Genomic DNA, 18,773 nt, shown 5'->3' with positions numbered 1-18,773 from the left:
CAAGTGACGCAGGCCCCCTGCACGGTGTTTCCGCGATCATGTCTTCCTCGTCTGTCCACGCCGACGCCCCCGATCTGCATGCCCTGGCCGAGCGCATCAAGGCCTGGGGAGTCGAACTCGGCTTCCAGCAGCTCGGCATCACCGATGTCGACCTGGCCGAGGATGAGGCGCGCCTCTCGCGCTGGCTGGATGCCGGCCAGCATGGCGAGATGGGCTTCATGGCCAAGCACGGTACCAAGCGCACCCGCCCCGCCGAGCTGGTGCCGGGCACCATACGGGTGATCAGCGTGCGCCTGGACTACCTGCCCGCCGAGGTGGAGACCCTGGCCACGCTGGAGCGGCCCGAGACGGCCTATGTATCGCGCTATGCCACCGGCCGCGACTATCACAAGCTGATGCGCAAGCGTCTGGCGACGCTGGCCAAGTGGATCGAGGCCGAGGCAGGGCCCTTCGGCTACCGCGCCTTCGTCGACTCGGCACCGGTGATGGAGCGCGCCCTCGCCCGCAAGGCGGGGCTCGGCTGGGTCGGCAAGAACGCCATGCTGCTCAACCCCCGGGCCGGCTCGCTGTTCTTCCTGGGCGAGCTGTATACCGACCTGCCGCTGCCGGTGGACCCGCCCTTCGAGGGCGAGCACTGCGGCAGCTGCAGCGCCTGCCGCACGGCCTGCCCCACCGGCGCCATCGTCGAGGACCGCGTGGTGGACGCCCGGGCCTGCATCTCCTACCTGACCATCGAGCTGTTCGGCGTGATTCCCGAGCGCTACCGCGAGGCCATGGGCAACCGCGTGTTCGGCTGCGACGACTGCCAGCTGGTCTGCCCCTTCACCCGCTTCGCCACCCCCACTGCCGAGAAGGACTTCACGCCGCGCAACGATCTCGACCGCGCCAGCCTGCTGTCGCTGTTCGCCTGGGGCGAGGAGGAGTTCCTGGACAAGACCGCCGGCAGCCCGATCCGCCGCATCGGCTATGAGCGCTGGCTGCGCAACCTCGCCGTAGGGCTGGGCAACGCCCCCTGGAGCGTAGCCGTGGAGGCCGCGCTGCGCGCGCGGCTGGCTTACCCCTCCGACCTGGTTCGCGAGCATGTGCGCTGGGCGCTGGGCCGGCAGCAGGAAAGGCGCCAGAACGTCATTACTAGCGCTTGAGGACACCGCGGTAGTGAGCGGCGCCGGGGGCTGGTCCGGAGGGGGTCCGAGGACCAGGGACGGCCGAGGTAGCGCCCATGGATGGGTTCACAGCGCCCCCGATCGGACCCGACGCCGGAAAAGCCGCGCCTGTGCCAACGAGGCCTATTCCTCCTCGTCGCTCCACTGGCCCGGCAGGCGCAGGAAGGTCTCGCGGTAGTGGGCCAGCTCGGCGATGGACTCCTTGATGTCGTCCATGGCCAGGTGCACGTTGCGCTTCTTGAAGCCGGCCATGGCGCCGGGATTCCAGCGCTTGGCCAGCTCCTTGAGGGTGGAGACATCCAGGTTGCGGTAGTGGAAGAAGGCCAGCAGCTCGGGCATCTCGCGTTCCAGGAAGCGGCGATCCTGATGGATGCTGTTGCCGCACATCGGCGAGGTGCCGGAGTCGACATGCTCGCGCAGGAACTCGAGGGTACGCCGCTCGGCCTCGGCGGTGTCGATATCGCTGGCCTGCACCCGCGCGGTCAGCCCCGACTCGCCGTGGGTCTTCGTGCACCACTCGTCCATCGCCCCGAGCAGGGCGTCGGGCTGCCTGACCGCAATCACCGGTCCCTCGGCGACCACGTTGAGCTCGGCGTCGGTGACCAGGGTGGCCACCTCGATGATGCGTTCCTTCTCCGGGTCCAGCCCGGTCATCTCCAGATCGATCCACACCAGGCGCTGCTTGCGGGGATCCTGCTTGCTCTCTTTCGCTGACGCTTGCGAACTCATGGAAAGCCTTCTCCTGCGGGGCCGGCTCGCAACCTGGCGACAGCCGGCGTCATGGATGAGTACAATGCCTTCATTGTACCGAGCATCAGGGCCTCATGAGCAAACGCAAGCTGAGCCGCCAGCAGCGCTGGCGTATCGAGAAGATCCAGGCCGAACGCGCCGAGCGTGCGACCCGACGTGACGTCCCGGAGGACGAGCTGCTCGCCGCGGGGGACTACGGTCCCGAGCAGCCGGGTCGGGTGATCGCCCACTTCGGGCGCACTCTGGACGTGCGACCGGACGCCGATGGCGAGGTGATACGCTGCCACCTGCGCGCCAACCTCGAGGGCCTGGTCACCGGTGACCGGGTGGTGTGGCGCGGCAGGACGGATGCCGAGGGACGCACCGTGGAGGGCGTGGTGGTGGCCCGCGGCGAGCGTGCAAGCGTGCTCGAACGCCCCGATGCCCGCGGCCAGCTCAAGCCGGTGGCGGCCAATATCGATCAGATCCTGATCGTCTTCGCGGTGGAGCCCGAGCCCCACCCCAACCTGATCGACCGCTACCTGGTGGCCGCTGAGGCTACCGGGATCCTTCCGGTGCTGGTGCTCAACAAGGTCGACCTGCTGCCCGATGACGGTGGCGAGCTGATGGCGCTGTTGCGCCGCTACGAGGGACTGGGCTACCCGGTAGTGACCACCACCACCGAGCGTGAGGGGGGCCTCGACACCCTGCATGCCCGCCTCGCCGGCCGCACCTCTGTATTCGTGGGCCAGAGCGGCGTGGGCAAGTCGTCGCTGATCGACCGCCTGCTGCCCGACGAGGAACTTCGCATCGGCGAGCTGTCGAAGGATTCACGCAAGGGAACCCATACCACCACCACCGCACGGCTCTATCGCCTGCCGGAAGCGGAGGGTGCCGAACTGATCGACTCCCCGGGGATTCGCGAATTCGGCCTGATCCACCTCGACGAGCAGCAGGTCACCGAGGGTTTCATCGAGTTCCACCCCTTCCTGGGCCACTGCCGGTTCCGCGACTGTCGCCACCGCCAGGAACCCGGCTGCGCCCTGCTGGAAGCGGTGGAACGTGGCGAGATTCATCCCGAGCGCTTCGCCAGCTACCGCCGCATTCTCGACTCGCTGGAGGCGAGCTGAGGGCGCGCAGAGACCAAGGACCTGACACCAGGCCAGCCCCTGATACCGGAAAGGAGAGCCCCATGAGTTCCGAAGCCAACCTGCTGCCGCTGATTGTCGAGCCGGAAGAGCTCGCCGAGCATCTCGACGATGCCTCGCTGCTGATCGTCGACGTGCCGATGCGCGCCGAGAGCTACGCCGAGGGCCACGTGCCTGGCGCGGTGTTCCTCGATAAGGCCCGGCTGATGCGCGGCCAAGGCGAGGTGCCATGCCTCGAGCCCACCGTCGAGCAGCTCTCGGCGCTGTTCAGCGAACTGGGCCTGACCCGGGACACCCACGTGGTCGCCTACGACGACGAGGGCGGTGGCTGGGCGGGTCGCCTGCTGTGGACCCTGGAACTGATCGGCCACACCCGCTACTCCTACCTCAACGGTGGCATCCACGCCTGGCGCGAGGCGGGCAAGCCGCTCGAAAGCGAGGCGAGCCGGCCCACTCCCAGCGAGTATGAGGCGGAGATCCTCCGGCCCGAGGTGCAGATCGAGCGCAGCGAACTGGTCGAGCGCCTGGACGAGAAGGGCTTCGCGATATGGGACGCCCGCTCCCCCGAGGAGTATCGCGGCGAGAAGGGCGAGAACAAGCGCCTGGGCCATATTCCCGGCGCGGTAAACCTGGAGTGGACCCAGGCCATGGACCGCGAGCGCGGCCTGCGCATCCGCGACTATGCCGAACTGATCACCGAGCTCGAGGCGCTGGGCCTGACCCCGGATATGGAAGTGGTCACCCACTGCCAGAGCCACCACCGCAGCGGCTTCACCTGGCTGGTAGGCAAGGCGCTGGGGTTCGAGAAGATCCGCGGCTATGCCGGCTCCTGGAAGGAGTGGGGCAATCGCGACGACACCCCGGTCGAGAAGTAAGCTGGAAACTTCAAAAATGGCGCTTGGCACATCAACGTGCAAGCGAACTGTAGGAGGGATCGGTCCGGCATCCCGGCTCTGCATCGCGATTGGCGCCGTCAGGCGCACTGGTGGTGTTGCCCAAGCCTTGCAACCTTACCGGGAGGCCTTCGGCCTCCAGTCGCGAGGCGGAGCCTCCCTCCTACAACCAATACCCCTAAGCCTTAGAGAGCTCCCCGCCTAGTGTCCCTATCCAAGCTGTTTGCCCTGATCCAGTACCCCCTGCCCCACCACCTGCTCTCGCGGCTGGTGGGTCAACTCGCCGAGTGTCGCCACCCGGTGATCAAGAATGCCCTGGTGCGCACCTTCATCCGGCGCTTCGGGGTGGACATGGCCGAGGCCGTCGAGCCGGATCCGACGGCCTACGCCACCTTCAACGACTTCTTCACCCGGGCGCTGAAGGACGGCGTGCGCCCCATTAGTGAGGGGCTGGTCAGCCCCGCCGACGGGCGGCTCTCGCAGTTCGGCACCATCGAGGCGGGCCAGTTGATGCAGGCCAAGGGGCACCGCTTCTCCGCCGAGGCGCTGCTGGGTGGCGACGTGGAGGCCGCAACCCGCTACCTGGGCGGCAGCTTCGCCACGGTCTACCTCTCGCCCAGCGACTACCACCGGGTACACATGCCTCTCTCCGGCACCCTGACCGAGATGGTCTACGTGCCGGGACGGCTCTTTTCGGTCAACGCCGCCACCACCGAACATGTCGCCGGCCTCTTCGCCCGCAACGAGCGCCTGGTGTGCCACTTCGACACCGAACAGGGCCCCATGGCCATGGTGCTGGTGGGGGCGATGATCGTCGCCGCCATCGAGACGGTATGGGCGGGCCAGATCACCCCGCTGCCCAAGGGTGACTTGCAGCGCATTCGCTTCGACACCCCGATCAGGCTCGAGAAGGGCGCGGAGATGGGCCGCTTCAAGCTCGGCTCCACGGTGGTGATGGCGTTCAGTGAGCCGGTGGACTTCGCCGACGGCCTCGAGCCCGGCGCCAAGGTGCAGATGGGGCAGTCGCTGGGGGCGATTTAACAGCGCGGCGTGGCGAAGGCCATGACCTCCGCCACGCTCTCGTGGCCCAGCGCCAGCTGGATCAACCGGTCGATGCCAAGTGCCACGCCGCTGCCCGCTGGCATGCCGTGCTCGAGTGCCGCCAGCAGGCGCACGTCCACGTCTACCTCCGGCAGCCCCGCCGCCCGTCGGGTGGCGTTGTCCTCGGCAAAGCGCGCGGCCTGCTCGGCGGCATCGGTGAGTTCGTCGTAGCCGTTGGCGAGCTCCAGCCCCTCAAGATAGAGCTCGAACCGCGAGGCCACCCACTCCCCGTCCTCGGGGTCTCGGTGGCGCCGGGCCAGGGCCGCCTGGCTCGCCGGGTAGTCCACCACCGCCTCGACCCCGCCCCGCCCCAGCTGCGGCTCGATGACCAGGCTCATCAGCAGGTCGAGGCAGTCGTCACGAGGGGCATCGTCCATGGCAAGTCCGCCCCGCTCCGCCGCCAGCCGACGCAGCGTTTCGATAGGCACGGTGAAGGGGTCGATGCCCAGGGCCTCCCGGAACAGCTCGCGATAACGGCGACGCCGCAGAGGTACGGGGTCATCCCCCGATTCTCGGCCCAGCACCCGGCGCACCAGATCGGTGGTCTCCTCGATGAGGGCAGCGAGAGGGAGGCCCGGGCGGTACCACTCCAGCATGGTGAATTCGAGGTTGTGGCGCCGCCCCACCTCGCCGTCGCGAAAGCAGCGCGCCAGTTGAAAGATAGGCCCTGCGCCCGCCGCCAGCAGCCGCTTCATGGCGAACTCCGGCGAGGTCTGCAGCCACAGCCGCTCGCGCCCGGCAGGCGTGGTGGCCTCGGCGGATAGCGACGCGAGATGCACATCGGTGCTGCCGCCATGGCCAAGCACCGGGGTCTCCACCTCCAGCACGCCGCGCTCGGCGAAGAAGGTGCGCACCTCGGCAATCAACCGCGCCCGCTCGCGCAGGGTCACGATGGTCGCCGTGGGGCGCCAGTCGTCGATCATCTTCAGGGTCTCCAGAATCGCCAAGGCCACGCATAAGCGTGGCCTTCATAGTGCAAAGCCGCGGCTTATCCGGCGACAGGCCTACGCGGAGGCGCTGTAAACCCATCCCTGGGCGCTACCGATGCCATCCGTGGCATAGGACCTCCGCTTCGACCTGTCCCCGGCGCCGCTTTCAGCTCGCAGCTAAATGCAATCAGGCGCGGGAGACGTACTCGCCGCTCCGCGTATCCACCTTGAGGACCTCGCCCTCGTTGATGAACAGCGGCACACGCACCACGGCACCGGAGGAGAGGGTCGCCGGCTTGGAGCCGCCCTGGGCGGTGTCGCCCTTCAGGCCGGGGTCGGTCTCGGTCACCTCGAGTTCGATGAAGTTGGGCGGGCTCACACTGATGGCGTTGTCGTTCCACAGAGTGATGGTGTAGACCACCTGCTCCTTGAGCCACTTCTCGGTGTCGCCCAGGGCCTTCTTCTCCACCGGATACTGCTCGAAGGAGCCGTCGGTCTTCATGAAGTACCACATCTCGCCATCGTTATAGAGATACTCCATATCCAGATCCAGGACATCGGCGCCTTCCAGGCTCTCGCCGGACTTGAAGGTGCGCTCCCAGACGCGGCCGGTCATCAGGTTGCGCAGCTTGACGCGGTTGAACGCCTGGCCCTTGCCCGGCTTGACGAACTCGTTCTCGACGATCGCACAGGGGTCGCCGTCGAGCATCACCTTCAGACCGGCCTTGAATTCGTTGGTAGAATAGTTCGCCATCTTCACTCACCCATGGATTTGAGCGCGTCACCGGAGCCCCGGCGGCGCACTGGGAAACGATTTTCGACGAGGGCATGCCTTACGAGGCGCAATCTCGTCAGCATTGACTGGTGCCGCATGATAACCCGAAGCCCCGCCCCTTTGCAGCGTCATGACGAAGGCGAACCGCTGACGTTGCAGCCCGCCTGGCAGGCCCAGCTGGCCGGCGCCGTCCGCGACCCGCGCGAGCTGTGTCGCCGCCTGGGGCTGGACGAGCGCTGGCTGCCCGGGGCAGAGGCTGGCCATGAGCTCTTCGAGGTGCGCGTGCCGGAGGCCTTCCTTTCGCGCATGCGACCTGGCGATCCCCACGACCCCCTCCTGCGTCAGGTACTCCCGTTAGACGAGGAGGTCCGGCCCACGCCAGGCTATGTTGCCGACCCGCTGGAAGAGGCCGCGCATACCCCGGCCAAGGGGCTGATCCACAAGTACTCGGGGCGCGTGCTGCTGATCGCGAGCCCTGCCTGTGCGGTGAACTGCCGCTACTGCTTCCGTCGCCACTTCCCCTACGCCGAGAACTCCCCCTCCATGGCCCAGTGGGAGGCGACCCTCGACACCCTACGTGACGACACCACAATCCACGAGGCGATCCTCTCCGGCGGCGACCCCCTGGCCGCCAGCGATCGGCGCCTCGCCTGGCTGGTGGCGCGCCTGGAGGAGATCCCCCACCTGACGCGCCTGCGGATTCATACCCGCCTGCCGGTGGTGATCCCCGATCGCATCGACGACACCCTGCTCACCTGGCTCGGAGGCACTCGCCTGCAGAAGGTGATGGTGCTGCATATCAACCACCCCCACGAGATCGATGACGCCGTCATCGCCGCCTGTGCCCGCCTGCGCGCGGCCGGGGTAACCCTGCTCAACCAGAGCGTGCTGCTGCGCGGGGTCAACGACTCGGTGGCGGCGCTGGCCACGCTCTCCGAACGGCTCTTCGAAGCCGGCGTGCTGCCCTACTATCTGCATGTGCTCGACCCGGTAGCCGGCGCGGCCCACTTCGACGTCCCGGACGACGAGGCCCGCGAACTGGTCGCGGGCCTCAGGGAGCTGCTGCCGGGATTCCTGATGCCGCGGCTGGTCAGGGAGATCCCCGGCGAAGGGAGCAAGACGCCCTTGTAGGAGCCCAATTCATTGGGCGATGGAGGCCGTAGGCCTCCCCGGCAGCAGCCATCGGCTCTGGGCAACACCGCCGGGCGCCTGCGGCGCCAATCGCCCGACAAGTCGGGCTCCTACAGGAGGCCGTTCACGCCAGTGACGCAGCAGTCACATTGGCCGCCGGCGCCTGGGTGGACAGCTTGCGGTTGATGGCGCTCATCACCGCCTTCATGGAGGCGCTGGTGATGCTCTCGTCGGTGCCCACGCCAAACACCGCCTCACCGTCGATGCGCACCTCCACGTAGGCGATCGCCTCGGCATCCGAGCCCTGGCCACGGGAGTGCTCGTGGTAGTCGATGATCTCCACGTCATGGCCGGCGGCGGCCAGCGCCTTGATGAAGGCGGCCAGCGGGCCGTTGCCCTGCCCCTGGAGGGTACGCCGCTCGCCGCGCTCCTCGATGGTGGCCTCCAGGGTCACGGTGGGGCTGTCCGGCTCCGAGGAGAGGCGATGGCTGACCAGTCCGAAGGGCGAGGTCTGCTCGAGGTACTCGTCGGCGAAGGCCTGGTAGATCATCTGCGAGGTGATCTCCTTGCCCGTGCGGTCAGCCACCTCCTGCACAACCTGGCTGAACTCGATGGAGAGGCGGCGCGGCAGCTCGATGCCGTGCTCCTGCTCCAGCAGGTAGGAGACGCCACCCTTGCCCGACTGGCTGTTGACGCGAATCACCGCCTCGTAGCTACGGCCCACGTCCAGCGGGTCGATGGGCAGGTAGGGCACGTCCCAGACGGCCTCGGGGTGCGCGCGGCGCTCGGCCATGCCCTTCTTGATGGCATCCTGGTGCGAGCCGGAGAAGGCGGTGAACACCAGGTCGCCCACATAGGGGTGGCGCGGATGCACCGGCAGCTGATTGCAGTACTCTACCTCGCGCATGACCGGGGTGATATTCGAGAAGTCGAGCCCCGGGTGCACCCCCTGGGTGTACATGTTCATCGCCAGGGTGACGATATCCACGTTGCCGGTCCGTTCGCCGTTGCCGAACAGGGTGCCCTCGACGCGATCGGCGCCGGCCATCAGCGTCATCTCGGCGGCAGCAACGCCGGTGCCGCGGTCATTGTGGGGATGCACGCTGACGATCAGCGCCTCACGATCCTTGATGTTGCGGCAGAACCATTCGATCTGGTCGGCGTAGTTGTTGGGAGTGGCGACCTCCACCGTGGCCGGCAAGTTGACGATCATCTTCTTCTCGGCGCTGGCGCCGAAGGTGTCCATGACCGCCTCGACGATCTCCCGGGCGAACTCCATCTCGGTGGTGGTGAACAGCTCCGGCGAGTACTGGAAGGTCCAGTTCGTCTCGGGGGACTCCTCCATGCGCTGACGGATACGCGCGGTGGCATCCACGGCGATCTGGATGCACTCGGGCTTGTCGACACCGAATACCACGCGGCGGAACATCGGATCGGTGGCGTTGTAGACATGGACGATGGCGTTCTTCGACCCCTTGAGGGCCTCGAAGGTGCGATCGATCAGGTGGTCGCGGGCCTGGGTCAGCACCTGGATGGTGACATCCTCGGGAATGCGCTCATTCTCGATCAGCGAGCGCACGAAGTCATAGTCGGTCTGGGAGGCGGAGGGGAAGCCGACCTCGATCTCCTTGAAGCCGACCTTCACCAGCAGGTCGAAGAGGCGCTGCTTGCGCTCCTGATCCATGGGGTCGATCAGCGACTGGTTGCCGTCGCGCAGGTCGACGCTGGTCCAGATGGGCGGCTGCTCGATGCGGCGATTGGGCCACTGGCGGTCGGGCAGGTCCACGGCGACGAAGGGGCGATACTTGGCGGCGGGATTGTCGAGCATCATGGCGGCGTTCTCCTCTGGATACGGGGCGTCAGGCGTGCTGGCGTTCGGAAACGGCAGCGCCCCGACGGCGGGGAGCCGGTCGGGGCGCTGCATGAAAGATCACGGTGCGGCAGGCAGCGCCCCGCTGGGGCGATACCGGCGCGACCTGGAAACAAGCTGTGACGACGGGGATGGATGACATGGTACGACCTCTTGACGACCGGGGCTCCAACAGGGGAGCAGTGACTCGGCGATGCAGGCGGCATCGCCAGCGCTCAGGCTAGCGCTAGTAGTCGTAGGTCGAGGTCGTACGCGGTCAGGTTCATACCCCTAGAAAATCAGGCCTGGAGGGCGTTGTCAACTCCGTCGCTCCAGCAGTGCCTCCATGCGGGTCAGCTGGTCACGCAGCTCGCGCACGTCGCTGCGCAGGCCGTGGAGCTCGGCGGCCTCCCCCTCGCCGCTCTCGATCTCCATCTGCACGCTCTCCTTCTGCATCACGTCGAGCACGATGCCGATCATCATGTTGAGGAAGATGAAGGCGGTGAGGAAGATGAAGGTCAGGTAGTAGATCCAGCTCCAGGCATACACCTCCTGAGTGGCATACATCACGTCGGTCCAGTCCTCGAAGGTGGCGATGCGGAACAGCGTGAGCATGGCGATGGAGATATTGCCCCACAGGAATTCATCGATGTCCGCGAACAGGAAGCTGCCGATGGCCGCATAGATGTAGAAGATGATGAACATCAGCAGCGCCACATAGCCCATGCGCGGGATCGACTTGACCAGTGCCGCCATCAGCAGGCGCAGCTCGGGGATCATCGAGACCAGGCGCAGCACCCGGAAGATTCGCAGCAGCCGCGCCAGCAGCACCATCTCCGAATCGTCCAGGGGGATCAGGCTGGCGGTGACGATCAGGAAGTCGAAGATGTTCCAGCCGCGGCGGAAGAAGTCCCGCAGGCGCCGTTCCGCGGCCATGCGGATCAGGATCTCCACCAGGAAGAACACCGTCACCGCCACGTCCAGGACCAGCAGCCACTGCTGGAAGCGATTGGTCTCCTCGTAGGTCTTGGCGCCGATCAGCAGCGCCGAGATGATGATGATGGCGATGACCGCGGTCTCGAACAGCTTGTTGGCACGCAGCCGCTCGAAACGGTCGCGCCATGCCTCGAAGACCGAGCTCACGACACTGACTCCTCCAGGTCACCCTGGCGATAACCGATCAGGTAGAGCACCGCATCGAGCCCCAGCGTCGAGATGGAGTGGCGCGCCTGGACGCGCACCAGGGGCTTGGCGCGGAAGGCGATGCCGAGCCCGGCGGCAGCGAGCATCTTGAGGTCGTTGGCGCCATCGCCCACGGCGATGGTCTGCTCCATGGCAAGCCCCTCGCGTGCGGCGATCTCGCGCAGCAGCTCTGCCTTGCGGTCGGCGTCGAGGATCGGCTCGCGGACCTCGCCGGTCACCTTGCCGTTCTCGATCACCAGCTCGTTGGCGTGGATCTCGTCGAAGCCGAGCTTCTCCTGCAGGTGGCGGGCGAAGTAGGTGAAGCCGCCCGAGAGGATCGCCGTGCGGTAGCCCAGGCGCTTGAGCTGGGCCATCAGCCGCTCGACGCCATCCATCAGCGGAAGCGACTCGGCAATCTCGGCCAGCACCGACTCGTCGAGGCCGGCAAGCTTGGCCATGCGCTCGCGGAAGCTCTGCTGGAAGTCCAGTTCGCCGCGCATCGCCCGCTCGGTGACCTCGGCCACCTCGTCATAGACGCCGTGGCGGCGCGCCAGCTCGTCGATCACCTCGGCCTTGATCAGGGTGGAGTCCATGTCGAAGCACACCAGGCGGCGATGCCGGCGCCAGATGGAGTCCTCCTGGATGGCGATATCCACGCCGTGCATGGCGCCCAGCGCCAGCGCCTTCTCGCGCAGGGCATCGAGGTCCACCTCCTCTCCGCGCAGCCAGCACTCCACGCAGGCACCCTGGATGGCATCACGCTCACCGGGCACACCGCCGTCCAGGGGCTCGCGCCCGGAGAGGCGGTGGATCAGCTCCACGGTCAGGCCATGCTCGGCGGTGAGCGCCCCCACCTCGGCCAGGATCCCGGCGGGCAGGTGCGGCGCCAGCAGGGACAGGATCAGCCGCGGCTGGCTGGCCTGGCTGCTCCAGCGCTGGTAGTCCTCGGCGGCAACCTGGATCGCCTGGACGTCGAGGCCCAGCTCGTCCCCTGCCGCCGAAAGCGCCGCCTCGAGATCGGCCTCGTGGTCGAGCCCGACCAGGGCCTCCAGGGAGAGCATGCCGAAGGTCACGCTCTGGTTGATGTCCAGCAGCCTCGCGCCGCTGGCGGCCAGGGCCCTGCCCAGGCCGGCCAGCTGGCCCGGCCGCGCCGCGCCGGTGGCGCGGATCAGGATTCGTCGTGTCATGGTTGCCTCAGGAGCTCTCTCGTTTCCGCGGCTGATCCGGCGACAGGCCTTCGAGGAGGCGCTGTGAACCCTTCCATGGGCGCTACCGACGCCATCCCTGGCGTAGGACCTCCTCTACGGCCTATCCCCGGCGCCGCGGCACCATCTTGTCAGCTGTCGCCGTTCAGCGCTTCCAACCTGTCGACCTTCTGTAGCCCGCGGGGCAACTTGCTGCCGCGCCGGCCGCGCTCACCGAGATAATACGCGAGATCGTCGGCCTTGAGGGTCAGGTGGCGCTTGCCGGCATGCACCACCAGCGCCGCGCCCTCCGGCAGCACCACCAGGTCGCGCACGAACTCCTCGCGCCGCGCCGCGCGGGGGCCGGGGATATCGATCATCTTGTTGCCCTTGCCCTTGGCCATCTCCGGCAGCTCCGCCAGCGGGAACAGCAGCAGGCGCCCCTCGTTGGAGACCGCGGCGACCAGCACCTCCGCGCCCTCCGGTACCGCCACCGGCGGCAGCACGTTGCATCCCTTGGGCACCGTCAGCACCGACTTGCCGGACTTGTTCTTGCCGACCAGCTCCTCGAGCCGGGCCACGAAGCCATAGCCGCCGTCAGAGCCGAGCAGGTACCGGGTGGACGGCGGTGCCAGCATCACTCCGGCCATATGGGCACCGGCGACCACGTTGACCCGGCTGGTGACCGGCTCGCCCTGGCCCCTCGCGCTGGGGAGGTTGTGGGCCTGCAGGGTATAGGCGCGACCGGTGTCATCGAGCAGCACCAGCGGCTGGTTGGTCTTGCCCCGGGCGGCCAGCGCGAAGCGGTCTCCGGCCTTGTAGGAGAGCCCGGCGGGGTCGATCTCGTGGCCCTTGGCGCTACGGATCCAGCCCTTCTCGGAGAGCACCACGGTGACCGGGTCGGCGCCCACCAGCTCCACCTCGGAGAGCGCCCGGGCCTCCTCGCGTTCGACGATCGGCGAGCGTCGGGAATCGCCATGGGCCTCGGCGGCAGCGCGCAGCTCCTCCTCGATCAGATCGGTGAGCTTGGCCTCGTTGCCGAGCAGCTCCTGAAGACGAACGCGCTCGGCCTCGAGCTCCTCCTGCTCGCCGCGGATCTTCATCTCCTCGAGCTTGGCCAGGTGGCGCAGGCGCAGCTCGAGGATCGCCTCGGCCTGGCGGTCGCTGAGACCGAAGGCCTCCATCAGCGCGGGCTTGGGCGCGTCCTCCTCACGGATGATGCGAATCACCTCGTCGATATTGAGGTAGGCGATCAGCAGGCCCTCGAGCAGGTGCAGGCGGTCCTCCACCTTGCCCAGGCGGTGTTCCAGGCGCCGGCGCACCGTGGAGCGGCGGAAGCGCAGCCACTCGCCGAGCATATCGGGCAGCGCCATGACCCGCGGGCGGCCGTCCAGGCCGATCACGTTCATGTTGACGCGGATGTTCTTCTCGAGGTCGGTGGTGGCGAACAGGTGCGCCATCAGTGCCTCGATATCGACGCGGTTGGAGCGCGGCTCGATCACCAGCCGGGTCGGCTCCTCGTGGGTCGACTCGTCGCGCAGGTCGGCCACCATGGGCAGCTTCTTGGCCTGCATCTGGGCGGCGATCTGCTCGAGGATCTTGGCCCCGCTGACCTGGTAGGGCAGCGCAGTCACCACGATGCTGCCCTCCTCCATCACGTAGCGGGCGCGCAGCTTCACCGAGCCACGCCCGCTCTCGTAGACCTTTCGCAGATCCGCCCGGGGCGTGATGATCTCCGCCTCGGTGGGAAAGTCCGGTGCCGGCAGGTGCTGGACCAGGTCGGCGGTGGTGGCCTCGGGGTGGCGCAGCAAGTGACAGGTGGCCTCGACCACCTCGTTCACGTTGTGGGGCGGGATATCGGTGGCCATGCCCACGGCAATGCCGGTGCCGCCGTTGAGCAGCACGTGGGGGAGGCGCGCCGGCAACACCACCGGCTCGTTCATGGTGCCATCGAAGTTCGGGGTCCAGTCCACGGTGCCCTGGCCCAGCTCGGCGAGCAGCACCTCGGCGAACTTCGACAGCCTCGCCTCGGTATAGCGCATGGCGGCGAACGACTTGGGGTCGTCGGGGCTGCCCCAGTTACCCTGGCCATCCACCAGCGGGTAGCGGTAGCTGAACGGCTGGGCCATCAGCACCATCGCCTCGTAGCAAGCGCTGTCGCCATGGGGGTGGAACTTGCCCAGCACGTCGCCGACGGTACGCGCCGACTTCTTGTACTTGGCGCTGGCATTGAGGGCCAGCTCGCGCATGGCGTAGACGATGCGCCGCTGCACAGGCTTCATGCCGTCGCCGATATGCGGCAGCGCCCGGTCGAGGATGACGTACATCGAGTAGTCGAGGTACGCCTTCTCGGTGTATTCGCGCAGCGAGAGGCGCTCGACGTCGCCCTCCGCTACCTGGATATCCATGGTCATAGGGGGTTACACCTCGATGTCCGCCAGATTGCCGTAGTCCTCGAGCCAGCTCTTGCGGTCGGAGGCGCGCTTCTTGGCCAGCAGCATATCCATCATCTCCATGGTGCCGTCACCGACCTCGCGAGTGAGCTGCACCAGGCGGCGGGTATCCGGGGCCATGGTGGTCTCGCGCAGCTGCAGCGGGCTCATCTCGCCAAGCCCCTTGAAGCGCTGCACGTTCACGGTGCCGCGCTTGCCCTCCAGCTTGCGCAGGATCGCCGCCTTCTCGCTCTCGTCCAGGGCATAGAAGACCTCCTTGCCCAGATCGATGCGGTAGAGCGGCGGCATGGCCACGAAGACGTGGCCGGCATCCACCAGCGCCGGGAAGTGACGCACGAAGAGCGCGCACAGCAGGGTGGCGATATGCAGGCCGTCGGAGTCGGCATCGGCCAGGATGCAGATCTTGTGGTAGCGCAGCTTGGAGAGGTCGTCGCTGCCCGGGTCCATGCCGATGGCCACGGCGATGTCGTGGACCTCCTGGGAGCCATAGATATCGTGGCTCTCCACCTCCCAGGTATTCAGGATCTTGCCGCGCAGCGGCAGGATCGCCTGGCTCTCGCGGTTGCGCGCCTGCTTGGCACTGCCGCCGGCCGAGTCTCCCTCCACCAGGAACAGCTCGCTCTGCGCCGGATCCTGGCCGGAGCAGTCGGCCAGCTTGCCGGGCAGCGCGGGGCCCTGGGTGACCTTCTTGCGTGCCACCTTCTTCGAGCTCTTCTGGCGACGCTGGGCGGCGCTGATTACCAGCTCGGCCAACGCCTCGGCCTGGTCCACATGCTGGTTGAGCCACAGCGAGAAGGCGTCCTTGACCACCCCGGAGACGAACCCCGCCACCGTGCGCGAGGAGAGCCGCTCCTTGGTCTGGCCGGCGAACTGGGGATCTAGCATCTTCACCGAGAGCACGTAGGCGACGCGTTCCCAGAGGTCCTCGGCGGTCAGCTTGACCCCCCGCGGCAGCAGGCTGCGGTACTCGCAGAACTCGCGCAGCGCCTCGAGCAGGCCGGCGCGCAGGCCATTGACGTGGGTGCCACCCTGGGGGGTGGGAATCAGGTTGACGTAGCTCTCGAGCAGCGGCTCGCCGCCCTCGGGGAGCCACTGGATCGCCCAGTCTACCCCGTGCTCGTCGTCGGCAAAGTGGCCGATGAAGGGCGCGGCGGGCAGCACCTCATAACCGTCGGTGGCCTGGGCCAGGTAGTCACGCAGGCCATCGGCGTACTGCCACTCGCTCTGGGTGCCATCGGCCTCCACCAGGCTCACCTTGAGCCCAGGGCAGAGCACCGCCTTGGCGCGCAGCAGGTGCTTCAGGCGCCCCACGGCCAGGCGCGGACTGTCGAAGTAGCTCGGCTCCGGCCAGAAGCGCAGCACGGTTCCGGTATTGCGCTTGCCCACGCTGCCGATCACCGCCAGCTTAGAGACCGGCTCGCCGTGCTCGAAGGCGACGGCGTGGCGGCTGCCGTCGCGCAGCACCTCCACCTCGAGGCGCCGGGAGAGCGCATTGACTACCGAGACGCCGACCCCGTGGAGGCCGCCGGAGAACTTGTAGCTGGCATTGGAGAACTTGCCGCCGGCGTGGAGCCGGGTAAGGATCAGCTCCACCCCGGAGACGCCATGCTCGGGGTGGATATCGATGGGCATGCCGCGGCCGTCGTCGGAGACCTCGATGCCGCCATCCTCGAACAGGCGCACGCTGACTTGGCTCGCGTGGCCGGCCAGCGCCTCGTCGACGCTGTTGTCGACCACCTCCTGAATCAGGTGGTTGGGACGGCTGGTGTCGGTGTACATGCCCGGGCGCTTGCGCACCGGCTCCAGGCCGGATAGCACCTCGATCGAGCTGGCACTGTATTGCGTCATGAGTCGTCCGGTTCCTTAGTGTTGGCTGGCCTGCCACTCCGGCGGCAAGGCATGGCCGCCATGGGCCAGCACCGCCGGCAAGTGCCGGGAGAGCACCGTGAAGGCGTGGTCGGCCCCGGGGTGCAGCAGGGTCCGCGCGCCGCGATAGAGCGTGAAGGCATGCGCCGGGTCGAGCACCTCATCGGCGCTGCCCAGCAGCAGCAGGTAGCGCTCCGGGGTGACCGCCTCGGGCGTCAGCGCCGCCAGCTCGGCCAGGTGCTGGCGGCCGATGGTGAAGCGCTCGCCGGTATGCTCGTTGGCGAAGCGCTCGCCCACCCATTCGGCCACCAGGTCCGCCGGGCGCACCGCCGGGTTGATCAGCACGCCATCGAGGTCGTGGCGCTCGGCCAGGCAGGTGGCCAGGAAGCCGCCCATGGAGCTGCCCGCGACCAGCGGGCGCTCCCCCAGCTCGGCCAGGCGCGATTCGGCCAGTGCCAGCGCCGCACCGGGGCGGTGCGGCAGCTGGGGGGTAATACAGGGCACTCCCAAGGCCTCGCAGGCGCGGCGCATCAGCACCCCTTTGGGCGAGTCGGCCCCGCTATTGAAGCCGTGCAGATAGAGCACGCCGCTGGCCGGGCGACCCCGCCGTGGCGCACTCAGCATACCCTAACACCTGTATGGGTAGCCAGCATCATGGAGACTCCTCCGCCGCCCAGGCCGCCTCGATCAGTGCCCGGGTGGAGGCGTCCATGGACGCGAGGCCCTGGTGGCTCTCGAGGATACGCTGGGTCTCCCCGGCAATCTTCTTGCCCAGTTCAACGCCCCACTGGTCGAAGGGGTTGATGCCCCAGATGGTCGCCTGGACGAACACCTTGTGCTCATAGAGCGCGATCAGCGCCCCCAGGGTGGCCGGGGTGAGCTCATCGAGCAGCAGGGTGCTGGAGGGTTGATTGCCGCGATAGCGCTTGTGGCCCGGGCGCGGGCCATCGTCGGCGATGGCATCGTCGCCCAGCATCAGCACTCGGGACTGGGCGAAGCAGTTGGCCAGCGTCAGCCGGTGCTGGCCCTTGAGGTGCTCGCGAGTGGCGGCATCTTCGACATCGTCATAGCGCCGGAGCGGGGCGATGAAGTCGCACTCCACCGCCTGGGTGCCCTGGTGCAGCAGCTGATAGAAGGCGTGCTGGGCGTTGGGGCCGAGCTGCCCCCACAGCACCGGGCAGGTGGCGTAGTTCACCTCGCGACCATCGTGGGTCACCGACTTGCCGTTGGACTCCATCTCCAGCTGTTCGAGATAGGCGGCGAAGTACTCCAGGCGGCCGTCGTAGGGCAGGATGGAGTGGGCGCGGATATCCAGGAAGTTGGCGTTCCAGATCCCCGCCAGGGCCAGCAGCACCGGCAGGTTATCGGCCAGGGGCGCCTCGCGAAAGTGGCGATCCATGGCATGAGCGCCGGCCAGCAGGGCGCGGAAGTTGTCCATGCCCACCATCAGCGCAATGGGCAGGCCGATCGCCCCCCACAGCGAGTAGCGCCCGCCGACCCATTCCCAGAACTCGAGACGGTGGGCCGGGTCGATGCCCCACTCGCCCATCTTCTCGGCGCTGGCCGAGACGCCGATGAAGTGCTGACGCATGATCAGCTCGGCGTCAACGCCCTCCGCTCCCGCCAGGCGCCCCATCAGCCAGTCGCGGGCGGTATTGGCGTTGGAGAGGGTGTCGATGGTGGTGAAGGACTTCGACGACAGCACGAAGAGCGTGGTCTCGGGGTTGAGCCGCCGCAGGTAGTCGGCCAGCTGGGAGCCGTCCATGGTGGAGGCGAAGTGCACCTCGACGGGATGTACGTCATCCGGGCGATAGTCGGACAGGGCGTGGGTCACCATCAACGGACCCAGATCGGAGCCACCCACCCCCAGGTTGACCACATCACGGATCGCCCTCCCGGTGGCGCCGCGCCACTGCCCAGCGTGGAAGCGCTCCACCATGGCGGCCATGTGCTCCAGGGTACGATGCACCCCGGGCACCAGATCCTCGCCCTCCACCACCAGGGAAGCATCGGCAGGCAGGCGCAGGGCAGTGTGCAGCGCCGGGCGATCCTCGCTGACGTTGACCCGCTCGCCGTCGAGCAGCCGGCCGATGGCGGCGGGCACCTCGGCCTGCTCGGCCAGCGCCAGCAGGTGTTCCAGGGTCTCGGCGGACCAGCGCTGCTTGGAGAGGTCCAGGGTGAGACCTGCGGCGTGGCGGGTGAAGCGCGGCTGGCGGTCCGACTCCGCGGCAAACAGCTCGCGCAGGTGGCGTCGGCCCAGCTTGCCGGCATGGGCCTCGAGCTCACGCCAGGCGGCGCTCTCGTCGATCATCCTTGTCCTCCTTGAAAGCGGCGGATGCGGGGGCGGGACGGCACGCGTAGAATGGCGCC

General features: G+C 67.7%; 15 protein-coding genes. 5 read left to right on the top strand and 10 right to left on the bottom strand.

The genetic code is table 11. The features are described 5' to 3' along the window. Positions 1 to 38: 38 nt before the first annotated feature. On the top strand, positions 39 to 1,142 hold the full coding sequence (gene queG / locus GRB96_RS06955) for a tRNA epoxyqueuosine(34) reductase QueG (protein ID WP_161431460.1): 1,104 nt from the start codon (positions 39 to 41) through the stop codon (positions 1,140 to 1,142). A 144-nt stretch (positions 1,143 to 1,286) separates the two neighbouring features. Here the strand turns inward: queG and orn are convergent, their stop codons facing one another. Continuing rightward, the gene (gene orn / locus GRB96_RS06950) at positions 1,287 to 1,892 is read right to left on the bottom strand and encodes an oligoribonuclease (protein WP_161431459.1); all 606 of its coding nucleotides are present in this window, start codon (positions 1,890 to 1,892) and stop codon (positions 1,287 to 1,289) included. Positions 1,893 to 1,987: 95 nt separating this feature from the next. Between orn and rsgA the strand changes: the two genes are divergently transcribed. The 3 genes from rsgA (at position 1,988) to asd (ending at position 4,974) form a co-directional block, all read left to right on the top strand. Beyond that, a complete protein-coding gene (gene rsgA, locus GRB96_RS06945; protein ID WP_161431458.1) occupies positions 1,988 to 3,022 on the top strand; it encodes a small ribosomal subunit biogenesis GTPase RsgA in 1,035 nt (344 codons plus the stop codon). A 62-nt stretch (positions 3,023 to 3,084) separates the two neighbouring features. Then, a complete protein-coding gene (locus tag GRB96_RS06940; RefSeq protein ID WP_161431457.1) occupies positions 3,085 to 3,915 on the top strand; it encodes a sulfurtransferase in 831 nt (276 codons plus the stop codon). 222 nt (positions 3,916 to 4,137) lie between these two features. Then, the gene (gene asd / locus GRB96_RS06935) at positions 4,138 to 4,974 is read left to right on the top strand and encodes an archaetidylserine decarboxylase (protein WP_161431456.1); all 837 of its coding nucleotides are present in this window, start codon (positions 4,138 to 4,140) and stop codon (positions 4,972 to 4,974) included. On the opposite strand, the gene epmA is transcribed toward asd, so the two are convergent. Both epmA and efp read right to left on the bottom strand, forming a co-directional pair. Further along, complete coding sequence (epmA, locus tag GRB96_RS06930; RefSeq protein ID WP_161431455.1) at positions 4,971 to 5,957, bottom strand: EF-P lysine aminoacylase EpmA; 987 nt, start codon at positions 5,955 to 5,957, stop codon at positions 4,971 to 4,973. The two genes, asd and epmA, sit on opposite strands and share 4 nt — an antisense overlap. 193 nt (positions 5,958 to 6,150) lie before the next feature. Further along, positions 6,151 to 6,717 carry an elongation factor P gene (gene efp / locus GRB96_RS06925; protein WP_161431454.1) on the bottom strand — a complete coding sequence of 189 codons (567 nt, stop codon included), beginning with the start codon at positions 6,715 to 6,717 and terminating at the stop codon, positions 6,151 to 6,153. Between the two features lie 117 nt (positions 6,718 to 6,834). Between efp and epmB the strand changes: the two genes are divergently transcribed. Continuing rightward, positions 6,835 to 7,869: an EF-P beta-lysylation protein EpmB gene (gene epmB / locus GRB96_RS06920; protein ID WP_161431453.1), complete on the top strand. Its 1,035-nt coding sequence runs from the start codon at positions 6,835 to 6,837 to the stop codon at positions 7,867 to 7,869. 124 nt (positions 7,870 to 7,993) lie between these two features. Here the strand turns inward: epmB and leuA are convergent, their stop codons facing one another. From leuA to pgi, 7 genes are all read right to left on the bottom strand, one after another. Continuing rightward, entirely contained in the window at positions 7,994 to 9,700 is a 1,707-nt protein-coding gene (gene leuA, locus GRB96_RS06915; protein WP_161431452.1) for a 2-isopropylmalate synthase, read from the bottom strand. 336 nt (positions 9,701 to 10,036) lie between these two features. After that, entirely contained in the window at positions 10,037 to 10,861 is an 825-nt protein-coding gene (locus GRB96_RS06910) for an ion transporter (protein ID WP_161431451.1), read from the bottom strand. Beyond that, entirely contained in the window at positions 10,858 to 12,087 is a 1,230-nt protein-coding gene (serB, locus tag GRB96_RS06905; RefSeq protein WP_161431450.1) for a phosphoserine phosphatase SerB, read from the bottom strand. The genes GRB96_RS06910 and serB overlap by 4 nt, the downstream gene beginning before the upstream one ends. Positions 12,088 to 12,236: 149 nt before the next feature. Further along, entirely contained in the window at positions 12,237 to 14,498 is a 2,262-nt protein-coding gene (parC, locus tag GRB96_RS06900) for a DNA topoisomerase IV subunit A (protein ID WP_161431449.1), read from the bottom strand. A 6-nt stretch (positions 14,499 to 14,504) separates the two neighbouring features. After that, the gene (parE, locus tag GRB96_RS06895) at positions 14,505 to 16,385 is read right to left on the bottom strand and encodes a DNA topoisomerase IV subunit B (RefSeq protein WP_161431448.1); all 1,881 of its coding nucleotides are present in this window, start codon (positions 16,383 to 16,385) and stop codon (positions 14,505 to 14,507) included. A 15-nt stretch (positions 16,386 to 16,400) separates the two neighbouring features. After that, entirely contained in the window at positions 16,401 to 17,027 is a 627-nt protein-coding gene (locus tag GRB96_RS06890) for a YqiA/YcfP family alpha/beta fold hydrolase (protein WP_161431447.1), read from the bottom strand. A 28-nt stretch (positions 17,028 to 17,055) separates the two neighbouring features. Then, complete coding sequence (pgi, locus tag GRB96_RS06885; RefSeq protein WP_161431446.1) at positions 17,056 to 18,714, bottom strand: glucose-6-phosphate isomerase; 1,659 nt, start codon at positions 18,712 to 18,714, stop codon at positions 17,056 to 17,058. Positions 18,715 to 18,773: the final 59 nt, after the last annotated feature.

Source organism: Halomonas alimentaria (genome assembly GCF_009902005.1).
GTDB classification, from domain to species: Bacteria; Pseudomonadota; Gammaproteobacteria; order Pseudomonadales; family Halomonadaceae; genus Halomonas; species Halomonas alimentaria.
This window is presented reverse-complemented; position numbering and strand designations above follow the sequence as displayed.